The sequence below is a fragment of the Aliiroseovarius sp. xm-d-517 genome, assembly GCF_013283135.1.
In the GTDB taxonomy this organism is placed as follows: domain Bacteria; phylum Pseudomonadota; class Alphaproteobacteria; order Rhodobacterales; family Rhodobacteraceae; genus Aliiroseovarius; species Aliiroseovarius crassostreae.
This window is the reverse complement of record NZ_WBXT01000001.1, coordinates 2,796,620-2,817,815: the sequence shown is the minus strand read 5'-3', so window position 1 is coordinate 2,817,815 and position 21,196 is coordinate 2,796,620. Positions and strand designations below refer to the sequence as shown.

At 59.6% G+C, this 21,196-nt stretch carries 20 protein-coding genes and 1 tRNA gene; 11 read left to right on the top strand and 10 right to left on the bottom strand.

Annotated elements, in window-relative coordinates; genetic code table 11:
* Nucleotides 1-21: 21 nt before the first annotated feature.
* The 3 genes from XMD517_RS13440 to XMD517_RS13430 all read left to right on the top strand — a co-directional run bounded on the left by XMD517_RS13440 (nucleotide 22) and on the right by XMD517_RS13430 (nucleotide 2,589).
* Nucleotides 22-1,104, top strand: coding sequence for a zinc-binding dehydrogenase (locus XMD517_RS13440; protein WP_173484971.1), 1,083 nt, complete (start codon nucleotides 22-24; stop codon nucleotides 1,102-1,104).
* 203 nt (nucleotides 1,105-1,307) lie between these two features.
* Nucleotides 1,308-2,051 carry a HisA/HisF-related TIM barrel protein gene (locus XMD517_RS13435; RefSeq protein WP_173484970.1) on the top strand — a complete coding sequence of 248 codons (744 nt, stop codon included), beginning with the start codon at nucleotides 1,308-1,310 and terminating at the stop codon, nucleotides 2,049-2,051.
* 109 nt (nucleotides 2,052-2,160) lie between these two features.
* Nucleotides 2,161-2,589: a helix-turn-helix domain-containing protein gene (locus tag XMD517_RS13430; RefSeq protein ID WP_173484969.1), complete on the top strand. Its 429-nt coding sequence runs from the start codon at nucleotides 2,161-2,163 to the stop codon at nucleotides 2,587-2,589.
* 70 nt (nucleotides 2,590-2,659) lie between these two features.
* Here the strand turns inward: XMD517_RS13430 and XMD517_RS13425 are convergent, their stop codons facing one another.
* Both XMD517_RS13425 and XMD517_RS13420 read right to left on the bottom strand, forming a co-directional pair.
* Nucleotides 2,660-5,800 carry an efflux RND transporter permease subunit gene (locus tag XMD517_RS13425; RefSeq protein WP_173484968.1) on the bottom strand — a complete coding sequence of 1,047 codons (3,141 nt, stop codon included), beginning with the start codon at nucleotides 5,798-5,800 and terminating at the stop codon, nucleotides 2,660-2,662.
* A gap of 1 nt (nucleotide 5,801) precedes the next feature.
* Nucleotides 5,802-7,172 carry an efflux RND transporter periplasmic adaptor subunit gene (locus XMD517_RS13420; protein WP_173484967.1) on the bottom strand — a complete coding sequence of 457 codons (1,371 nt, stop codon included), beginning with the start codon at nucleotides 7,170-7,172 and terminating at the stop codon, nucleotides 5,802-5,804.
* A 343-nt stretch (nucleotides 7,173-7,515) separates the two neighbouring features.
* On the opposite strand from XMD517_RS13420, the gene XMD517_RS13415 reads away from it, so the two are divergent.
* A tRNA-Arg gene (locus XMD517_RS13415) sits at nucleotides 7,516-7,592 on the top strand.
* A 121-nt stretch (nucleotides 7,593-7,713) separates the two neighbouring features.
* Here the strand turns inward: XMD517_RS13415 and XMD517_RS13410 are convergent.
* The 3 genes from XMD517_RS13410 to XMD517_RS13400 form a co-directional block, all read right to left on the bottom strand.
* Nucleotides 7,714-7,899 (bottom strand): hypothetical protein, encoded by a 186-nt coding sequence (locus XMD517_RS13410; protein WP_055190246.1) that lies wholly within the window; start codon nucleotides 7,897-7,899, stop codon nucleotides 7,714-7,716.
* Between the two features lie 72 nt (nucleotides 7,900-7,971).
* Nucleotides 7,972-8,166 (bottom strand): CTP synthetase, encoded by a 195-nt coding sequence (locus tag XMD517_RS13405; RefSeq protein WP_254449772.1) that lies wholly within the window; start codon nucleotides 8,164-8,166, stop codon nucleotides 7,972-7,974.
* Nucleotide 8,167: 1 nt separating this feature from the next.
* Nucleotides 8,168-8,674 (bottom strand): alkylphosphonate utilization protein, encoded by a 507-nt coding sequence (locus XMD517_RS13400; protein WP_173488051.1) that lies wholly within the window; start codon nucleotides 8,672-8,674, stop codon nucleotides 8,168-8,170.
* 117 nt (nucleotides 8,675-8,791) lie between these two features.
* Between XMD517_RS13400 and XMD517_RS13395 the strand changes: the two genes are divergently transcribed.
* Nucleotides 8,792-9,235: a type II toxin-antitoxin system Phd/YefM family antitoxin gene (locus tag XMD517_RS13395; RefSeq protein ID WP_173484965.1), complete on the top strand. Its 444-nt coding sequence runs from the start codon at nucleotides 8,792-8,794 to the stop codon at nucleotides 9,233-9,235.
* A gap of 1,395 nt (nucleotides 9,236-10,630) precedes the next feature.
* Here XMD517_RS13395 and lepA read toward each other — a convergent pair.
* A complete protein-coding gene (gene lepA / locus XMD517_RS13390) occupies nucleotides 10,631-12,430 on the bottom strand; it encodes a translation elongation factor 4 (protein ID WP_173484964.1) in 1,800 nt (599 codons plus the stop codon).
* A gap of 82 nt (nucleotides 12,431-12,512) precedes the next feature.
* Between lepA and XMD517_RS13385 the strand changes: the two genes are divergently transcribed.
* Nucleotides 12,513-14,000 carry a hypothetical protein gene (locus XMD517_RS13385; protein ID WP_173484963.1) on the top strand — a complete coding sequence of 496 codons (1,488 nt, stop codon included), beginning with the start codon at nucleotides 12,513-12,515 and terminating at the stop codon, nucleotides 13,998-14,000.
* A gap of 204 nt (nucleotides 14,001-14,204) precedes the next feature.
* Here the strand turns inward: XMD517_RS13385 and XMD517_RS13380 are convergent, their stop codons facing one another.
* Nucleotides 14,205-14,660: an Lrp/AsnC family transcriptional regulator gene (locus XMD517_RS13380; RefSeq protein WP_055190259.1), complete on the bottom strand. Its 456-nt coding sequence runs from the start codon at nucleotides 14,658-14,660 to the stop codon at nucleotides 14,205-14,207.
* A gap of 122 nt (nucleotides 14,661-14,782) precedes the next feature.
* Here XMD517_RS13380 and XMD517_RS13375 point away from each other — a divergent pair, with 122 nt between their 5' ends.
* From XMD517_RS13375 to XMD517_RS13365, 3 genes are all read left to right on the top strand, one after another.
* Complete coding sequence (locus tag XMD517_RS13375; protein ID WP_173484962.1) at nucleotides 14,783-15,847, top strand: Glu/Leu/Phe/Val dehydrogenase; 1,065 nt, start codon at nucleotides 14,783-14,785, stop codon at nucleotides 15,845-15,847.
* A gap of 114 nt (nucleotides 15,848-15,961) precedes the next feature.
* The gene (locus tag XMD517_RS13370) at nucleotides 15,962-16,957 is read left to right on the top strand and encodes a 1-phosphofructokinase family hexose kinase (protein ID WP_173484961.1); all 996 of its coding nucleotides are present in this window, start codon (nucleotides 15,962-15,964) and stop codon (nucleotides 16,955-16,957) included.
* A gap of 234 nt (nucleotides 16,958-17,191) precedes the next feature.
* Nucleotides 17,192-17,512, top strand: a complete 321-nt coding sequence (locus tag XMD517_RS13365) for a hypothetical protein (protein ID WP_254449773.1) — start codon at nucleotides 17,192-17,194, stop codon at nucleotides 17,510-17,512.
* Between the two features lie 216 nt (nucleotides 17,513-17,728).
* On the opposite strand, the gene XMD517_RS13360 is transcribed toward XMD517_RS13365, so the two are convergent.
* A complete protein-coding gene (locus XMD517_RS13360; protein WP_173484960.1) occupies nucleotides 17,729-18,229 on the bottom strand; it encodes a low molecular weight protein-tyrosine-phosphatase in 501 nt (166 codons plus the stop codon).
* Nucleotides 18,230-18,334: 105 nt separating this feature from the next.
* Between XMD517_RS13360 and XMD517_RS13355 the strand changes: the two genes are divergently transcribed.
* Both XMD517_RS13355 and XMD517_RS13350 read left to right on the top strand, forming a co-directional pair.
* Nucleotides 18,335-18,985, top strand: coding sequence for a helix-turn-helix domain-containing protein (locus tag XMD517_RS13355; protein ID WP_173484959.1), 651 nt, complete (start codon nucleotides 18,335-18,337; stop codon nucleotides 18,983-18,985).
* A 64-nt stretch (nucleotides 18,986-19,049) separates the two neighbouring features.
* Entirely contained in the window at nucleotides 19,050-19,781 is a 732-nt protein-coding gene (locus XMD517_RS13350; protein ID WP_173484958.1) for an NAD-dependent deacylase, read from the top strand.
* Nucleotides 19,782-20,095: 314 nt separating this feature from the next.
* On the opposite strand, the gene XMD517_RS13345 is transcribed toward XMD517_RS13350, so the two are convergent.
* Complete coding sequence (locus tag XMD517_RS13345) at nucleotides 20,096-20,662, bottom strand: copper chaperone PCu(A)C (RefSeq protein ID WP_173484957.1); 567 nt, start codon at nucleotides 20,660-20,662, stop codon at nucleotides 20,096-20,098.
* Nucleotides 20,663-20,835: 173 nt separating this feature from the next.
* Entirely contained in the window at nucleotides 20,836-21,192 is a 357-nt protein-coding gene (locus XMD517_RS13340) for a hypothetical protein (protein ID WP_173484956.1), read from the bottom strand.
* Between the last annotated feature and the right edge of the window lie 4 nt (nucleotides 21,193-21,196).

Here is a 21,196-nt window from a genome sequence, read left to right as displayed (position 1 = left end):
AACACCGCGAGGGAGCGTGAGATGCAGACAATCAAAGCCGCCATATGCCATGAGTTCGGCAAGGATCTGGTGATCGAAGATATCACCCTGCGCGCCCCCGGTTCGCGCGAGGTGGAGGTGACGGTCGAAGCGGTGGCAATCTGCCATTCGGATATCTCATATGCGGATGGTGCCTGGGGCGGCCCGTTACCGGCGGTTTTTGGCCATGAAGCGGCGGGGCGCATCTCGGCCCTTGGGGCAGAGGTCACGGGGCTACAGGTTGGGGACAAGGTGGTGGTCACGCTGATCCGGTCGTGCCAAAGCTGCACGCCCTGCTGTTCCGGCCAGCCCACACGCTGCACGGAACGCTATGACCAGACCCAAGGGCCGATTGCCTGCGCGGATGGCACGGCGCTGGCGCAGGGGCTCGACACTGGCGCGTTTGCACAAAAGCTGGTGGTGGGGGCGGCGCAGGTTGTGAAGCTGCCCGAAGACATCCCGTCACAGGTCGGATGCCTTCTGGGTTGCGGCGTGATCACCGGGATCGGGGCGGTGGTGAACACCGCCCGTGTGCGCCCGGGGCAAAACGTGGTTGTGATCGGGGCCGGTGGCGTCGGGTTGAATGCCATTCAGGGGGCCCGACTGGCTGGGGCCGCCCATATCACCGCAGTGGACATGAGCGAAGAAAAGCTCGACATGGCGCGAGAGTTCGGCGCCACAGCCGCCGTTCTGGCCAGCGATCCCACCCCGTGGAAAGCGGCCTATAAAGCGGCAGGAGGCGGCGCGGACGCGGTGTTTGTCACCGTTGGCGCCATTCCCGCCTATGACAGCGCCCATCGCTTTCTTGCCCCCGGTGGGCGGATCATCGCGGTGGGCCTGCCGCATTCGGGTGAAAAGGCCCAATATGAACCGGTGGTGATGGGCGTGCTTGGGCAGGGCATTCAGGCCAGCTATATGGGCGACGTCGTGATCTCACGCGATATTCCTTGGATGGTAGAGCTTTACCGGCAGGGGCGGTTGAAACTCGACGAACTGATTTCAGGATGCTGGTCTTTTGAAGAGATCAACGACGCCATCACAGATACCAGAACCGGGGCCGCGCGACGCAATGTGATCGTGTTCTGAGACGGGGAATCACCCTCTGCCCCACCGCCCGGCGCGCCGAATTCGCCCGCGCGAGGTTTCTCTGCTACACTCTCCTGACCCTCCCCTAAGGTGAAACTGTCTGTTTCGCCCTATTTCCAGTCGGTTTCCAATCCGACGCGCAGGCGAAAATCGCGCCTGCTGTGGGTGAACCCGATACACGAGTTTTGGAAAGGAAGATGCCCATGCAGATTTACCCGTTGATCGAATTGCTTGAAGGACGGTGTGTCAGCCTCTATCGCGGCCGCACCGAAGAGCCACAGATCTGGCATGTCGATCCGGTTAAACGCGCGCAGGAATATGCGGAAGCGGGGGCCGAAGCGATCCAGATCACCGACTTCGACGCCATGTCGGGCGATTATCGCAATGATGAAATCATCCGCGAGATCATCCGCACGGTGGGCATCCCGGTGCAGATCGGGGGCGGTTTCAAGACATTGGAACGGATCGCTGAGTGGATTGACCATGGCGCGGCACGCATTGTTGTCGGCTCGCTCGCCGTCTATCAGCCGGATATCGTGAAAGAGGCGGCCCGTCTGCACCCGGACCAGATCATTCTGGCCGTGGATGTCTTTGAAGGCAAAGTTGTCAGCGATGGGTGGAAAAACAAATCCGCCTTTGACGCCTCAAGCTTTCTGGCCCGCTTTCAGGGCGATCCGCTGGCCGCAATCCTCATCACCGATATCGATGCCGATATTGGGGACGCCGAGGATACGCTTGCCCTGATCACGCAATTGGCAGGCGAGGCCAATGCACCCGTGATTGCGCGCGGCACCATCAACGACATCGACGACGTATCCCGCCTGCACTATGTGCCGCATGTCTCGGGAACGATCATCGGTCGCGCCCTGTTTGACCGCAGCGTGGACCTGGCCGAGGCGCTGGCCGTGGCAAAGCCGGAAGCAACGGCCAAGGCAGAATTCATCTGACCAGGGTGTAAGCATTCCGTCCAAGATCAGCCCGGCATCGAAAGATGCCGGGTTTTTCATTGTCGAACTTTGTGGTTTTCTGACCAGCAGACCCACGCAGGAGACCCCCATGCTGACCATCGGCACCATGGCAAAAAAGACCGGCACCAAGGTGCAGACCATTCGATATTACGAACAGATTGGCCTGTTGAAAGAACCCGGGCGCAGCGCGGGGGGGCAACGGCGATATGATCAGGGCGACCTCGACCGCCTGTCTTTTGTGCGCCACGGACGGCAGCTTGGCTTTTCGCTTGAGGCGATCCGGTCGCTGCTGGAACTCTCAGATCACCCGACCCTGCCCTGCGCTGAGGCCGACCATATCGCTCAACAACAGCTAGAGCAGGTGCGCAATCGCATCGCGCGGTTGCAGGCGCTGGAACAGGAACTGGCCCGCATGGTCTCGGATTGCGGCCATGGCAGAACCGGGGACTGTCGGGTGATCGAAGTGTTGCGTGACCATTCCGAATGCCTGACCAATCACGACGAGATCGGCGCGTGATCCTCTCAACATATTGAAGCGCATTAAAGAAAGGCCCGTCGCCGGGCCTTTCTTGTCGCGTTATCTGCGATCACCCTGCGGGTTTCTCCCCGGCAACACCCAGCGCCTCATCCACGCTGCCTTTGTCAAAGGCGCGGGTCCAGCGCGCAAGTGAGGCCCAGTCGAAATAGATCGAAAGCAAGGACGGGAACACCAGCACCACCATCACCATCGAGGCCAACAGGCCAAACGCCACCGAGACCACCAGCGGCACCAGGATCTGCACCTGCGGGCTGCTGTCGAAAATGATCGGCACCAACCCGGCAAAAGTGGTCAGCGTGGACAGAAGAATGGGCCGGAACCGCGCCCGCGCCGCATTCAGCGCCGCCTTCTCATAATCGCCTTTCTCCAGATGGGTCTGGAAAAAGGTCAGGAACAGGATCGAGTTGTTCACGACAATCCCTGACAACGAGGCAAACCCGATCATCGATGGCATGGCGATGGCCAGCCCCAACGCCCAATGGGCAAGGATGGACCCAACCAGCGCAAAGGGGATGGCGGCCATGATCACCAGCGGAAGCGCGTAGGACCGGAACTGGAACGCAAGGATCATATAAACCCCGATCAATCCCAGCCCCATCAGCTTGCCCAGCGAGGACTGGCTTTTGTTCTGCTCTTCCGTGGCCCCCCCGATGCCGATCTCAATGCCCGGATATTTCGCCACCAGCGCCGGGCCAAGCTCATCCGTCACCACTTTGGAAATCTGCGCCGAGGTGACCTTGCTGCCGTCAATCTGGCCGGTCAGCCGCGCCATTGCCATGCCGTTTTTGCGCGAGATCACCGGATAGCCGCGGGTCATCTTCATCTCAGCCACCGAGGACAGGGCGACCTGCTCGCCACCTGCCAGCCGGATCGGAAACTGCTCCAGCTCGGACAGGGTCTGCACCGTTTCGGACAATTGGGCCCGGACGGTCAGGTTCGACTGGTTGACACGAAAACTGTCGGTTTCTGCCCCCTCGAAAGCGGCGCGCAGCTGGTCTGACAGCATCTTCGGCGTCAACCCCACCGCATAGCCATAGGTGGTCAGCGCAAACTGCAATTCCTGCTGCCCCCCGTAAAGATCCTGATGCGCTTCGATCACGTCTTCTCGCTCCAGAAGACGGGCCAGAAGCTCAGACGCGGCGGTTTCCAGCTGGTGCAGGTCATGGCCTCGCAGCTCAACATCCAGATCCGCCCCGGCCGGACCGCGAACCGATTGCGCAAAACTGCTTTGCACCAGATCCGGCATTGGCCCCGTGGCCCGCCGCCATGCCTCAACCACGTCATCTGCCGCGACATTGCGCTGCGAGCTGGGCAGCAGGTCCACCGTCACCGTGGCGGTGTTTGATCCGTTGTTCTTCACCTCTGAATTGGTGCCATATTCCACCAGCACACGATCCACGAGAGGGACCTGCCCCTGTGTGTTCGGGCTCAGATCGGCATTCACCCTGGTCAGCCCGGCCACAAGCTGTTCGACCGTTTGAATGGTGCGGTCCCGCGCAATCCCGTCGGTCAGCGCCACCCTGGCAATGACCGTATCACTTTCGGAGGAGGGGAACGGGATCACCTTGATCGTGCCTGAAACCACAAGACTGAGGGCCAGCATCAAAAGCGCAATCACACTGCCCAGCGTGGCATAGCGCCATTTGGCAAGCCAGCCGGCCACCGGCAGGACCACCCCTTCCTTGAACCGTTCAAGCATCTGCGCCGCTCGCCGGTTTTCATGACCTTCCGGCCCATCCCCGCCTGCATGACTCAGGTGATGCGGCAGGATCAAAAACCCTTCGATCAGAGACAGGGCCAGCGTGATCAGCAGCACGGTCGGGATGAATTTCAGGATGACACCCAGCCGCCCGGTCATGAACATCAGCGGCCCAAACACCGCCACCGTGGTCAGGAAGGACGACACGACACCCGGCATCACCTCAACCGTGCCACGCCAGGCGGCCTCGGTTGCACTGGCCCCTTTCCGCCGCCAGTTGTCGATATTTTCCGCGATCACGATGCTATCATCCATGATCAGCCCCACCGCCATCAAAAGCGCGACAAGCGTGATCATATTGATGGTGATCCCGAACACGCTCATGATAAACAGGCTGCCCAGAAACGACACCGGAAGGGCGGCGGAAATCCACAGGGCTTCGCGGATCGAGAAAAACAACCACATGGTGGCAAAGACCAGCACCAGCCCCATGGCGATATTCTTGACAATCAGCGCCAGACGCTCGTTCAACTCGGTTGTATTATTGGCAATCACGCTGAGGGAGAGCGTGTCGGGATAGGTCGCCCGTTCAGCCTCCAGCAGTTTCTCAACCGCATTGTAAACCCGGATGCTGTCATCCTCCTTGGATTTCGAGAAGGTGATGATCGCAGCCTGCACCCCATTGATATAAGAGGAAATATCCGGGTTCTTGTCGCTCAGCGTGACCGAGGCAATATCCCCCAGGCGCACCACGGCCCCCGCGCTGGTCTGCAACACGATCAGATCTTCCAGCTCTGCCACCGAGCGGCGCACATCCGCATAGCGCAGCGTGATTGACCCGGCCTTCAGCTCTGCATCCCCCAACGGGCGCGACAGGCTGCGCGATGTGAGCGCACCGGTGATATCGCTGCTCGACAAGCCATGCTGACGCAGGGTCGCCTCGTCAAACGCGACCTGAAATTCGCGATCCGTAATTCCGGACACGCTGGCCCTGGACACCCCCGGAAGCGCCAGAATACGATCCGCCAGCCCATCGGTATAATCCGCAAGGGCTGCCCGGGTCGGCAGACCGGACACCGCAATCATCGCCACCACGTCGGACCGGGCCAGCACCTCGACCGCGGGGGTTTCCACATCTGACGGGAAGGTGGTGATGCCGGACACGGCAGAAAAGATGTCATTGAAGAACTGGGTCAGGTCGCCGCCTTCCACCAGTTCCGCCGTGGCATTGGCCCGCCCGGCCACAGACAGGCAGGTCAGGTCCTCCAACCCTTCCACCCCAATCAGCGCATCCTCGATCGGCGCACAGACATTTTCATCCACATCCCGCGCCGAGGCACCGGGGTAAATCGCACTCACCCCAACGGTGGAGGCGGTAAACTCGGGAAAGGTTTCGCGTTCGATTGATGAGATCATGCCGATCCCGAGGATGCAGATCGCCACCATCAGCAGGTTGGCGGCCACCGGATGCCTTACGAAAAAGCGGATCATGTTACTGGTCCCCTTCCGTCAGGTCCGCACCCGCAACGATGCTCCCTTCCCGCACCGGGGTCAGTTTCAGCCCCGGCACCGGCGGGCGGGGATCGCTGAGAACCAACAGGTCCCCCGGCGCCATGCCCGAGGTCACGATCACATCCGGTCCAACCACGTCCCCCAGGCTGACCGGACGCATTTCCAACCGGCTGTCCGCGTCCACCATATAGGCCAGCGCCGATCCATCATCGTTCTGATGCAGGGCCGCACGCGGCACCGCCAGAACATTATGGCGGGGGGCTGCACTGAAACGCACCGCGACAAAGCTGCCCGTGGTCAAGGGCGGGCGGGTCGCCTCAGACGACAGCCGGGTCGGGTCGGTCACACGCACCACAACACCCATGGCACCTGTCTGGCTGTCCCGGCTGCCCCGAAACCGCACAATCTCAGCCGGCCAGGGGTCCAGATCCTCCGCATGAGGATACGAAACCTCCGCCCGCACACCGGCCTTTTCGAACAGGGCCACGGGAACATCCTGCACCCCCTGCAGGTCCAGCGCCTGCATCTCTCCAAGAGCGTTCTCGATCAGGCCCGCCAAGGACCTCGGCTGGATTTCGGCCGTAATTTCAGAAGCTTCCACACTATCAAGTATCACCAGAACGTCACCCGACCGGGCAAACTGCCCCAGCTCAACCGCCGCTTTGGTCACGCGCCCATCAAAAGGGGCGAGGATGCGGGTCTTGCTCAGGGCACGCTTTGCTTCGGCCACCTCCGCCTCACGGATGGCAATTGTGGCTTCGGTGGTCTGGCGCCGGGTCGGGTAAAGCTCCAGCGCATTGGTCAGATTGGTGGTGGCCGCCTGTTGGGCCAGCAGGTTGCGCCGGGTGTTGTCCAACGCTGTTTCGGTGCTGGCACCCCGTTTGACCAGGGCCTGAACCCGCTCAAACTCAGCTTCGGCAATGGCAAGTTTGCTGGTCTCCAGCGCCAGGCTGCGCTGGGTGTTAAGCTCCTCGCGCTGCAATTGTGCAAGCTGTGTCTGCGCGGCCCCAAGATTGGCCTCTGCCTTGCTCAAACCGATCTGGTAATCGGTGGCGTCAATCTCAACCAGAACCTCCCCCGCACGGATCATCTTGCCCTCTGCAAGCCCAGGCAACACCGACACCACCCGCCCGGACAGCTCTGCCAGCGCGGACCAGCTATGCTCGGCCTTCACCCGCCCATACGCGATTGTAGACGGGGTGACGGTTTGTTCAGTCACCTCCATCACCCGAACAGCCAGCGCATGTTCACTGGCCTCTTTCACCTGCTTGGGGGCACCAGATGTCATCCAAAGAAAGCCCGCGATACCGAGGACCAGAGGCGGGAGGATCAACAGGGGTTTGACGTTCATATCTTATCTCCGAAAGGGGCGCATCTGTTCAAACGTGGCAGTGCAGGGTTTCCGTCGCGTTGATATTCCTTTTTCGGAATATTTTCCATCGCCCATTCATGCGCCCTTCAGAAACACTTCTGACCTCGTGACCATCAAATTTCCCGTCCCATAATGCCCCCGGTCCGAAAGGCGCTTTTCAGCGAAATTCGGATCTGCTACACCGGCCCTGCAGCAACGCAATGGCAGGTCAAGCCGGGCAGACGACGGGGGGCACCAAACACGCTCCCTCCAGATTACCCTAATGATTTCATGATGTTGCAAAGCAATGAGAGTGTTACATGCGGTCAGATGACCGTTCTGCGGCCCCGTAGCTCAACTGGATAGAGCAATTGACTTCTAATCAATAGGCTGAGGGTTCGAGTCCTTCCGGGGTCGCCACTCTCCATTCCCCCACACCGGATATCCAAATCAAAAAACCAGCCGCCCACCCGCTATGCAGGTGAGACAGCTGGTTGATCCGCCAGAGGCCCTGGCAGGTAAAGCGCCCGGTAGGGCCGGATCAGGAAAGATTGCTGAGCTGTTTGGCCACGATCCAAGACACGGGCACCGCAAGGATGAATCCCAAAATCGCTGAATAAACAATGGGTTTGCCAGTATCAAACCCCATGGTCAGCGCGACCACGATGAATATTCCGGCAAGCGTTGCACCAAGCAAGGTGTAAATGACGGCGGTAAGGCGGAGCATGGCGATCCCTCATGAATAATATTCAATTTCGGGAATTCTTGCGCGCTCCAACCGCCCCTTCCTTGATCTGGATCAGTCACCCATCATTGCGCGTGCGACATAGTAACTCACGGGAAACCCTAAGATAAATCCGACCGCCGCCGCCGCCAAAAGCGGCCAGAGTCCGGTGATCCCATTGACCAGCGCCAGCACCACCAGCACGGAGGCCACGGTGGACCCGATAATGCCGTAAAAGGTCATGACCAGCTTGAACAACGGCGACTTCATCTTACTTCTTCTTCACAAATTTCGTAAGTATAACAATGCGTTGTCCTTCCACGCGCCCTTCAATATGTTCCGCGTTATCCGGCACCAGAGAAATCCCGCGCACCGCAGTACCGCGTTTCGCCGTGAACCCCGCCCCCTTGACCGGCAGGTCCTTGATCAGCACCACATTGTCGCCCTGCGCCAGCCGCGTGCCATTGCTGTCGCGATGCTCCACCGCGTCCAGCACATTGTCGGCCCAGGCCTGCGTGTCCTCATCAAGATACAGCTGATCCAGCAGGTCCTGCGCCCAGCCTTCCCCTAACCGTTTGAGAACACGGGCAGAAATCACCTGAACCGCAGGATCCTCGGACCACATGGCGGACGCCAACCCGCGCCAATGCGCCGGATCCAGATCCCCTGAAAGCTGCCCGGCACAGGTGGCACAGACCTCAACCGCCGCGCCCTCGGGACCACCGCTCACATCATATTTCACCATGGCCACATCGGCCGAACATAGGGGACAGGACATTGGGGGGCTCCGTTCGCTCATCTCATCAAAACTTTAAACTCTTTAACGAGCATCAGGGGCGGATTTGCAAGTTTTCCCCCGCAAAAAACCGAAACTTTAAACTTTTGAAGGCCCAGAATGTCCACAATCCTGCCGCCCCTCTACGTCCGCCTGACCGACGTGCGCCTCAACCTCACCGAAATGATCAAACGCACCCTGAATGGCGAGGAGCGGATGATCATCACCCGCCACGGCAAACCGGTGGTGGCGCTGGTCACGATCAACGAATTGCACCGGATCTGGGCCGATGAGGATTACGAGCTTTACGGGCCGGTGAACCCCGAAACCGGCCACCGCCACGGCGCCGCATGGGTCGCCCGGACGGGGTGGACACGCCCGCTGTTTGAGGCGGAGGTGATTGCGAAAGAGGCGGCGGAGAAAGCCGAGGAACAGGAAATGCTCACCCGGATCGAGGCTGAGATCAAGTCGTGGGAGGAGGAAGACACGGAGACCGAGCAATCCTCAGAAGGGAGTGTGGGGGACGCGCGGCCTGTGTGGTGGAAGCGGTGGTGGGGGTGGTGAGGTTGCGTAGCAGGGGCAGCGCCCGACCCTAGGTGGGCGTAGAGACAGGTCTGCTTGGCACCCGGTCACAACACTCCATACGTTTATCCAACTTGCAACCTCGCAAAAGCGCCCTCCCGTGGGGAGGGTCGGGCGCTGCCCCTGCGGGGCGGGTTTCATTCAGGCGCAACCAAACCTTCCGAGCTAACGCCCTCAAAATAAGTTGCATTTAGCAACCAATATTAACAGAAAGTTAATAAGCCGAGGGCGAATTTACCTCTATGGTAGAATCTGACGGAAAAAAATTGCCCTTTTTGGGAAATATTCTTTGACACTATACAAAATGTAGAGGTAATAAGGGGCAACAAACACCCCTCATAGGGGTTTTTGCGATATTTACACCCTGCACCTCTTGACACCACAAGACCGCCTGTTGGATTATCACTCTGACAGCTGGATAATCAAATGCGCCACCAAGGCTGCAACCAAGGTGACGCTTCACTCCAGAACCGCAACCGATAGAAGGTCGCAGCGGTAGTTCGAGTGCAACCTGATTGAATCAACTCAGGACGAATGAGTCAAGCGGCCTTTGCAAATTGCAAAAGGAGAGCCGCAATTGGCCCTTTACTACGTTAACAAAAATGCCCAAGCAAACGGTGACCACGAAGTTCACACAACAGGGTGTAGTTGGATGCCTCAATCCGAAAATCGGATTTATCTTGGTGACTACAGCAGCTGTGCGCCGGCAGTCACCAAGGCTAGAGACTATTACAGCCAAGTAAATGGTTGCTACTATTGTTGCCCCAGCTGCCACACCCAATAAGGAAAATATCGAATGGCAACCAACCCTCCCACAGGCGATGGGCATCGCAAAGGCATGGTCAAGGGGCGCTCTCAAACCAAGACACCATCTGGCCACTACGTAAAACGCGACACCAGCACTGGCAGGTTTATGGACGTTAAGTCTGATAAGAAACCCTTCAAAGGTGTTCGCAAAGAGAAATAAGATTTGGGCCGCATCCGCGGCCCTTTTCACTCTGGACCGTCAGGACAGCGCAGGACCTTGGGTGGGCGCAGGGACAGGCCTGTTTGGCACCCGGCCACCCCAAAACATACGCTGACCCAACTTGCACCGTTGCAAAGGCGCCCTCCGTTTTGCCGGTTTGACGGGGAGGGTCGGGCGCTGCCCGGTGTGCCACCGGACGGGGCGGTTTTGAGGGAGGTGCGCCGTAGAAAAGCTGCGTGTATGGCGGGGCTTTTTGGGCGGTGATTGCCGCTTGGGTTTCGCAGAACATGCAGGGGGTGCGCACGCGATTTACTGCGTAATTCGCTTTCGCGCACTGGCGCAATTTTCAATTGCGCCAAATTCGCTGTCGCCCACCAAATGAAAAGGGCCTCTTGCGAGGCCCTTTTCATTTAATTGTCCATTTTCAGCGCGCTAATGAAAGCTTCCTGCGGAATATCCACTTTCCCGAATTGGCGCATCTTCTTCTTACCCGCCTTCTGCTTCTCCAGCAGTTTCTTCTTCCGGGTCGCGTCGCCACCATAACATTTCGCGGTCACGTCTTTGCGCATCGCGGACAGCGTCTCGCGCGCGATCACCTTGCCGCCAATCGCCGCCTGGATCGGGATTTTGAACATGTGGCGGGGGATGAGGTCCTTCAGTTTCTCCACCATCGCCCGGCCGCGCATTTCCGCGCGGTCGCGGTGCACCATGGTCGAGAGCGCGTCCACCGGCTCATCATTCACAAGGATCGACATCTTCACCAGATTGTCCTCGCGGTAGCCCTCCATCTGGTAGTCGAAACTCGCATACCCTTTTGTGACCGATTTCAGGCGATCGTAGAAGTCAAACACCACCTCGTTCAATGGCAGGTCATAGACCGTCATCGCGCGCGACCCCGCATAGGTCAGATCCATCTGGATACCGCGGCGGTCCTGGCACAGTTTCAGCACGTCGCCCAGATATTCGTCCGGCACCATGATGGTGGCCTTGATGCGCGGCTCTTCCATATGATCGACCTTTGAGAGGTCGGGCATGTCGGCGGGGTTGTGCAGCTCAATCATCGAGCCGTCTTTCATATAGACGTGGTAGATCACGCTGGGCGCGGTGGTGATCAGCTCGATATTGTATTCGCGTTCGATCCGGTCGCGGATCACTTCGAGGTGCAAAAGCCCCAGGAAACCGCAGCGGAAGCCAAAGCCAAGGGCGGCCGAGGTTTCCATTTCGTAAGAGAAGGAGGCATCGTTCAGCGCCAGTTTCTCAATCGAGTCGCGCAGGTCTTCAAATTCGGCACTGTCGACCGGGAACAGGCCACAGAACACCACCGGCTGCGAAGGTTTGAAGCCCGGCAGCGCCTCGGTTGTGCCCTTTTTCTCATGCGTGATCGTGTCACCCACGCGGGTGTCGCGCACCTGTTTGATCGAGGCGGTGAGAAAGCCGATCTCGCCCGGGCCCAGCACGTCAATCGGCTTCATCTCGGGGGTGAAGACACCAACCCGATCCACCGGGTAAACGGCGTTGGTCGACATCATGCGGATGCGTTCGCCCTTTTTCAGCTTCCCGTCGATGATCCGCACCAGAACGATCACCCCCAGATAGGAGTCATACCAGCTGTCCACCAGCATCGCCTTCAGCGGCGCATCCGGGTCGCCCTTGGGGGCGGGCAGTTCGGTGACAATCGCCTCAAGCGTTTCACGGATACCAACCCCGGTTTTGGCAGAGACCTGAATGGCGCCGGAGGCATCAATGCCGATCACATCCTCGATCTGTTCAGCCACGCGGTCACATTCCGACGCGGGCAGGTCGATCTTGTTCAGAACCGGCACAATCTCGTGATCCGCTTCAATCGCCTGATAGACATTGGCCAGTGTCTGCGCCTCGACCCCCTGGGTGCTGTCCACCACCAAGAGCGAGCCTTCGACCGCGCGCATCGAGCGGCTGACTTCATAGGCGAAGTCAACATGGCCCGGCGTGTCGATCAGGTTCAGCACGTAATTCTCGCCATCCTCGGCGGTATATTCGATCCGCACCGTGTTGGCCTTGATGGTGATGCCGCGCTCGCGCTCGATATCCATACTGTCGAGCATCTGCTCTTTCATATCCCGATCGGCGACGGTGTTCGTCTCCTGGATCAGGCGGTCGGCCAGCGTGGATTTCCCGTGGTCGATATGGGCCACGATCGAGAAATTGCGGATGTGTTTCAGGTCAGTCATAAGAGGAGCGTATTATAGGGATTTGGGGATTGGTCAAGAACAGAAGACCACCCGGCAGACGGCGCAAGGATCATAACCTTAGATGATAGATGATTTTGAAGAGTTTGATGCATGGATAAAAAAACAAACCGACGCATACACACTCCACACTCTAGCTTTACGCGGCGCACTTAGGCTCGTTCCAATTTTTATTTCCAACTTAGGTGGAACTTGGGAGGGTGATGGAAAACCAAGCCTGCTTGCACTTTCATACCTAGTTCGCGCTGTTACAAACCTAAATCAACAAGGTACAGCATATGTTCACTCTGAAGGATTTTCAGGCGAGATTTTCGATTTGCTGCACCGATTCATCACCACTCCCGCTGGATTGGCTTTCGAATGCATCAGATACAGCAACTTTGAACAGATACCTTTTCATTTCGATGATGAATCTGCTCAGGTTGTCTACCCTCTTTTCAATCAGCGCGCGCGTGCTCATAGCGCACTAAGTAAGCCAAGGGACACACTATACTTCCGAGATCGCAGCATGGAAACACCAGAGGACTGGGACAAAGCGCTATATACAGATGCGACATTGATCCAAAGAGGTACTCTTGAAATTGGGCAGCCTCTAAATCCGAAATGGAGATCCCATAGGTCACATAACAGTTACTATCGAAAGGGTATCACTCAATTTTGGAATGAATGGTACCAAGGCTTTCTCGACGGCAAACCACTCGACTGGGAGCTGCAACGCCGCGTGGCGCTGATCCCAGATCAGGACTGGGAAAAAGGCCCGGAGCATATTGCGCGGAAGATTGACGAGATCAAAGCCGAATATTTGGCAGAGCAACTCCCCCTCGCAGAAGACCTCGCATTCGACCAAGACAGTGGCACGTTCCACACCACACCACGCGAGATGGCCAAGCCCGACCTATTGGGCGCGACCCTCAGTCAGGTTGAAGATGCATTAGAAGATGTGATGGAAGCCGGTTCCAATGGGATCAATGAGCGGTCTATCGAGTGTCGCAAACTCACCCGCACCTTCCGAAAGTATGGAAATGATCCGCAACGGATCGAGATGGATTTCACCACTGTTCATGCGGGGCTGACACGTCAGATCATCAGTGGGGAACTGCCGCCAAGCGAAGAAAACCTCGCGCTGCAATCCGCACTGGAGGAGGGGGCAAAAGCGGTGCGGGCGACCCACCCGGAAGTGGCTGAAAACCGGAGAATTCTGCAAGAGCAAAGCTTGCGGGAACTTACACCCCACGAGAAAGCCACACTGGAGGAAGCCCTTCCTGTATTGCAGGCGATTTCAGACGAGGCGTTGGCCGAGGAATGGGCACAGGATATTCCCGCGTTGACCAATGACAGTTTGTTACCGGTGCCTGACACCGCTCCGCGATTGCCGGGAGCGGATGAAGCAACGCGCATCTTCGGGCGCGCCGCGCGTATGGCCCTTGAAACGAAGAAATCTGCGAATATCATCCAGAGGATCGACGGCCATTCCGGTTACAAAGCGCTTCGTATTGTTCAGGTTCTGGAGTGGCTGGTCCAATTGGGCATGCGCATATTCATGTATTTCTAGGCCCCCGGCACGTGCGCAGCGCGGGCCACGCCCGATCCTCCCCGTCACACCAGAGGTGTGCTGTTCATTGTTGGCATGCCTTCGGCATGACGGGAGGGCGTTTTGCGCGGGTTCAACACACGCATCGTTCCGGCTCTTGATAGGGCGCGCCTGTCAGTCCCGTTACATCGCCCTCCCGAGGTCGGGCGTGGCCCTTGTATTGTGTTATCCCATCGGCAAGCGGTTGCGCCGGACCATCGTGCGCAGGGTAAAGCTCGATCGCATCCGGCTGACGCCCTCCACCCGCATCAGGTGGTTTTCCATGAACGCGTCAAAAGATGCGAGGTCGGCGACGACAACCCGCAGAAGGATGTCGCGCGATCCGCTCATCAAATGGCACTCCATCACCTCTTCCATCCGCGAAATCGCCCGCTCAAACGCGCTGATCGCCTCGCGCTTCTGGCTTTCCAGCTCCACCTCGATAAACACCGTGACCGGCAGGCCCAGCCTGGCCTGATCGACCCGCGCGCCATAGCCGGTGATCACGCCGCTGTCTTCCAGCGCCGCCACCCGGCGCGCGCAGGGCGTGGGGGAGAGGCCAACCTCCTCGGCCAGGTCGCCGAGTTTCTGCCGCCCGTTTTGCTGCAGAGCAGAAATAATACGTCTATCAGTGGCATCCATCAGATTTCTCGCGTCAAATGTGATTCCACATCAGATTATCACCAATCCATAAAAACTTCACGCGTGAAATTGGTGAAAATCTTCCCTGCCCCGGCGTTAAGTTGACCCAAAGGGAGAGATTTATGACCATCACCACCATTGCATCCACCACCCATGAACAGATCCTGCGCGTGGCAGACCCGGCCTGCGGGCTGGTCGGTTTCATCGCCATTCACTCCACCGATCTTGGTCCGGCGGCGGGAGGCCTGCGGATGCGGCCTTACGCCAGCGAAGACGAGGCGCTTACGGATGTGAAACGCCTGTCCGAGGGGATGACCTACAAAAACGCCGCCGCGGGCCTGCCGCTGGGCGGGGGAAAGGCGGTGATCATGGGCGATCCGGCGACACAGAAAACGCCGGAGCTTCTGCACGCCTTTGGCCGTGCGGTTGAGGCCTGCGCCGGGCGCTATTGGACCGCCGAAGACATGGGCATGACCACGGCGGATATGGCAGAGCTTGCGAAAGAAACCCGGTATGTGGCCGGGCTGGCGGATGGGGAATTTGCCTCGGGCGATCCTTCGCCCATCACCGCGCGCGGCATTTTCAACGCGATCCGCCGCGTGGCCCTGCACCAGTTTGATGACTGGACCCTGCGTGGACGCATCATCGCCGTTCAGGGGCTGGGCAATGTGGGGTGGAACCTGTGCTATCGCCTTACTGCGGCCGGGGCAAAGCTGATCGTGACCGACATCAACCCGGAACGGGTGCAGATGGCGGTGACCAGCTTTGGTGCCGAGGCCGTGGGGCTGGAGGAGATCTATGCCGCGAAGGCCGATATCTTTGCCCCCTGCGCCATCGGTGGCATCCTGAACGAAGACAGTATCGCGCAATTGCGGGTTGAGGCCGTGGCCGGCGGCGCCAACAACCAGCTGGCCACGCCCGAAGACGCGCAGCGCCTGCAGGATCGCGGCATCCTTTATGCCCCCGATTTTGTTGCCAATGGCGGCGGGATCATCAATGTGGCGACCGAGATCCTCGGCATTGAAAACCGCGTGGATTGGGTGGATGAAAAGCTGGAGGCGCTGGATGCCACGATGGAGGCCATCCTGACCGAGGCGGAACGCCGCGAGGTCAGCCCGGCAGATGTGGCGCTGGAAGTGGTCTCCCGCGCCATTCCCGCCAGACTGGCACAGGCCCCCGCCGCCTGATTTTGCCATAGCGCACAAGGCCCATGGACCCCGACTGGGGGGGGCGGGGCGAAAGCGTTTCAAGTTTATCCCCAAACACTTTAGGCTCCGACCGACACCGGCCGGAGCCTAATCATGCCAGCAGATCCCCTGCCCATCCTGACCCTGACGCTGAACCCCTCGCTGGATCTGTCCACCGAGGCCGAGCATATCGTGGCGGGTGACAAGATCCGCTGTGACACGCCCCGGCTGGATCCGGGCGGGGGCGGCATCAACGTGGCGCGCGCGATCCATATTCTGGGCGGCGAGGCCACGGCGCTGGTCGCCCTGGCAGGCCACCACGGCGCGCAGGTGGCGGCCCTTCTGGCGCGTGAAAATGTCCCGCAGATCCATTTCAAACTGCCCGGTGAAACCCGCCTTTCTGTTGCGGTCGGGGAGCGGGGCGGAACCGCCCCTCACCAGCCCACCCCTCACCAAGCCAGCCAATACCGATTTGTCATGCCCGGCCCGACCTGGACGCCCGAGCTCAGCTCTGCCTGTCTGGACCTGATCACCACGCGGATCATACCGGGAATGCTGGTGGTGCTGTCGGGATCCATGCCGCCGGGCGTGACCCATGGCTTTGTCGAACAGCTTGCGATCCGGACGGCCCGACAGGGGGGCAAACTGATCCTCGACACATCCGGCGCCGCCCTGAACGAGGCGGTTCACAACCGCAGCCGTGGCGCGGCCCTGTCGCTGCTGCGGCTTGACCAGAGCGAAAGCGAGGCGCTTGCGGGTCAGCCCCTGCCCGGCCCGCAGGACGCAGCCCGATTTGCCCGGATGCTGATCCGGCAGAGTGTTGCGGATCAGGTGGTGCTGGGGCGCGGCGCAGAGGGATCGGTTCTGGTCACGGCAGATCAGGCATGGCACGGGGTTGGGCCTGACGTGCCGGTGCGCTCAAAGGTGGGGGCCGGGGACAGTTTTCTGGGCGCGTTCACTCTGGCACTTGTCCGGGGACAGACCGGCCCGCAGGCCCTGTGCCACGGTGTGGCGGCGGCCTCGGCGGCGGTCATGTCTGAGGCAACCGCCCTGTGCAGGCGCCCGGAAGTCGAGGCGATCGTGCCGCAGGTGTCCCTGACCGCGCTGTGAGCGGCGGGCTGTCGCCGGTGATTTACAGGAAAAATTGCACCAAAGGGAAAAATATGCTAGGCTTTTCCCAGTCGAGTCCCGGAAAAACCGGGGCCAAAACAACCCAACCAAGGCCCAGGTCAGGCCGCGCGTCAGGGTGGCATCCAAACGCGGGTATTTCGCCGCGACAGGTGCTGAAACCGGTGCGTGGTCATGCAAAACGGGCCCCAAGAAAATATGAGCACGAGGCAGCACATGAAATATCTGGCAATGGCCGTTGCACTGGGGATCAGTGGCTTTGGCATCAGTTCAATTGCCCCCACCCCAGCCACCGCAGGCGGTATTCAGAAGGCCTGCATGAGCGCGGATCGGTCCGCCGCATCACGCAATCTGTGCGGCTGTATCGAAGACGTGGCAGGGGCCATGTTGAGCAGGAGCGAGCAATCGCGTGTCGTGAAGTTTTTCAAAGACCCGCATAAAAGCCAGGTCCTGCGTCAGTCCGATCGGCGGACGGATGAGAAGTTCTGGCAGAAATACAAGCAGTTCGGTCAGGCCGTGAACACTTATTGCGGCTGAGCGTTTCCTGTTCCCCGCTCTGGTTGCCGCCCCATTTTTGGTGGCGACCCTGTCAAGAACTGCGGATTTGAAGCGTGGTTTGAGATTTAAATTGTGACATCACTGGCGTTGGGTCCGCGACAGGATTGCGTGCCCATCGCCCTTGCCAGTGCATAGCTTGGCCAGCCTATTCCCTGGCCGGTCCGTATCTTGTTTGTCCCCTGCTTACCTCTTGCTTCAGCCTGCTGCCGGGTCCCGGCGCAACTGCTGCAACAGCCCGTGTGACGCGGCCTCGACCAGGTCGAGTGTCTGGTCGAAATCGCGGGTGTAATAGGGGTCGGGCACGTGGTCCATGCCCCGGCGCGGATCCTGCGCGGGCAGGTCTGACGGAAGGTAGTCGGTAAACACATGTGCAGGCGTTGTCCGCCCCGCTGGGCGCAGCGCCTCGATATTGGTGATATTGTCGCGATCCATGCCGATGATCAGGTCAAACCGGTCAAAATCGGCGCGCGAAAACTGACGCGCGCGTAATGTTGCCAACTCATAGCCACGCGCCCTTGCAGCCCGCTGCATGGGGCTATATGGGGGTTCACCTTCGTGCCAGTCTGACGTGCCGGCACTGTCGACCTCCAGCGCCAGTTCCGGGGCGTGTTGATTGGCGATCTGGCGAAACACCGCCTCGGCACTGGGCGAACGGCAGATATTGCCAAGGCAGACGAAGAGAATACGAGTGGTCATAGTTTCTGATAGCGGTTCTGTTTGCTGCTGTCACCCATCCGCGAAACCACGCCGACGGGCGTGCGCCTATCTTGAATTGAAACGCAACGACCCGAAAATGAGCCTATGAAACGTGCAAAACCCTATGCCCAAACCTGCCCCATTTCCCGCGCATTGGATGTGATCGGGAACCGTTGGGGGATCCATGTCCTGCGCGAGCTGCACGCCGGTCCCACCTCCTTCGGAGAGATCAAGGCGGGTCTGCCCGGCATTGCGACCAATATGCTCTCATCCCGGTTGTCGGAACTGGTCGAGGCCGGGCTGGTCCATAAGGCGGGACGGTCCTACCGGCTGACCCCCGAAGGCACGGCCACCCGTGGCATCCTGTTCGAACTGGCCCGGTTTGGCCGAACCCTGCCCATGCCCGACATCCCGTCCGACCCGGAAAACAGCCGCCATCGCGCGGTGCCGCTGGCGGGCGCAATCGAACGGATTGCCACGCCGCAGACCTCTTTGCGGGCGGAACTGGTGATCGACGGCGAACCGTTCAGCCTGATCGTCGCCGATGGCCATGTCTCACTGGAAGTAGGCCCCCTGCCCCTGCCGCCGGTGCGGCTGCGCTTTGACTGGGGGGATGTGGACAAGGTTGCCGACGACATGGGCCGATTTGCCGAATTTGCCGAGGCACAGGGGATTGAGGCCCAGGACCCGGCTGAGGTCGCGGCCCTGCTTGACCTGCTGCAAAAAGCCATCGACAGTCTGGCTGGGCATCGTTAAAGCGCTCGGCCCGTGGCTTTCACCAATGGCTGCGCGCGTGCCCTGACAGAAAAGGGGCAGGCAGATGGACAGATTTCAGAACTCAGGCTTTCAAAACCCGGGCTTTCAGAATATCGTCATCCTGACAGGCGCGGGCGTGTCCGCCGAAAGCGGGCTGGGCACGTTTCGCGACAAGGGCGGGATCTGGACCAGATATGATCTGCAGGAGGTCGCCACCCCGGAGGGCTTTGCGAAAAACCCCTCTTTGGTGCATGAATTTTACAACGCACGGCGCGCAAACTGTCTGGAGGCCAGCCACAACGCCGCCCACACAGCCCTTGCCCAGCTGCAGGCCAGGCATCCCGGCCGGGTCAGCCTGATCACCCAGAATATCGATGATCTGCATGAACGCGGCGGGGCGGTGGATGTGATCCATATGCATGGGGAGCTTGCCCGCGCGCTTTGTGCCACTTGCGGGCATCGCTGGGCTGCGCCGCGCGAAATGGACCCTGCCGATCCCTGCCCCAATTGCCACGCCGCCACCACCCGGCCGGACATCGTCTGGTTCGGGGAAATCCCCTATCAGATGGAGCGCATCCTGACCCTGCTGTCCGAAGCGGACCTGTTTGTGGCACTGGGCACATCCGGCACGGTCTATCCCGCGGCCGGTTTTGTGGGGGAAGCGCAAGCGATGGGCATTCCAACCCTTGAGATCAACCTTGAACGCAGCGATGGCAGCGGCGTGTTTGATCGCGGGATCTATGGCCCGGCAAGCCGTGTCGTTCCTGAATGGGTGCAGGAAATCCTTGACGTATAAGAGAAATTCCGGCGTCGAAAGAGCCGGTTTCAGTTGCAGCGCCCGCAAGAGCCTGACAGAATGAGACCGCACCCCGAGAGGTGCGATTTTAAAGCGTTTCGACGTTCACCCGAGACACGTTCACCCGAGACAGGGAAACGCCGAAACACTGTCAAAGATATCAATCAGAGATATCAATGTTGTGGGCGTTTCGGGATAAACATGTGGTTCAAGTTTATCCCGAAACGCTTTGGGGGTGACTAGTCCCCGTATCGGAAGGCCTGGCCCGCAGGGGACGCAAAAACCGCGCGGCCCGGCCTTCCGAAAACTTCAATTCAGTTGCTGGCACCGGCGTTTGCGCCACTGCCCATGGTGCCCATCTGGTTGCCCATCTGGCCCTGACCCATATTGTTCTGGCCCATATTGCTGTGATCCATTTTCATCATGCCGCCGCCCATCTGATCACGGTTCAGATCCACCGGGATCTCGACCACAAGCTCACCGGCTTTCTCAAACACCAGCGTCACGGTCACGGTATCACCCTGCTCCATCGCGCCGTTCAGCCCCATGAACATCACATGATCACCGCCACGCTGGAGCGCATGCATTCCACCAGCGGGGATCGTGAACCCTTCCGGCACGTGCATCATCTTGGCCACGCCCTGATCGTCGATCTTATGGGTGTGCAGCTCAACCCGTTTGGAAATGTCAGAGCGCGCATCAATCAACTGATCATCTTCGTCCCCCTGGTTCATGATCTGCATGAAGGCCGCACCGGCCTTGGCCGACATGCCAGCCGCACGCGCATAGGCATCCTGCACCATGATCTTGCTGTCAGCGAAGGCCGGCAGGGTGACAAACGCACAGGCGCCGGCGGCGAGAAGGGTTTTCAATTTGGACATAACAGCTCCTGATATCCTGATTTGAATAAGGGTGGCGTGGGACACGCGGAAAGGATCGCCCTGCATATTCACAGGGACTGATCGGGGGATTTGCGCTCGGTTTCAGATGGGATTGGTCCCGTCACAAGACGGAAATCACCTGTAAACGGACGGCAAAACGCCCGACGAAGGGATCAGATCAGGGCAGGAGGGCCGCGGGCAGAGGGGCTGGTTTCAGCCCGATCCGTCACCGACAGCGCGGTCACAACCGGAGACAGCGCCAGCAGACGCCCTTCGGGGGCATCCATCGCGGGGATATCAAACCCGGCCACGAAATTCTGCGCGCCATCGGGGCAGACATGCTGGGTTTCGATCGGTTCGCCATCAGGGCCGATGGTGATGGTGGTCATACCGATGCCGGTGCAGATCACCATCTCGATCCCGTCCACATAAGCTGTGGTCACAGGGGCCCCGCCGCGCGCCTGAGCGAGCGAAAAGCCGGTCACGGTGAGGACCAGCGCAAGGAGATATGCGACAAAACCGCGGATCATGTCC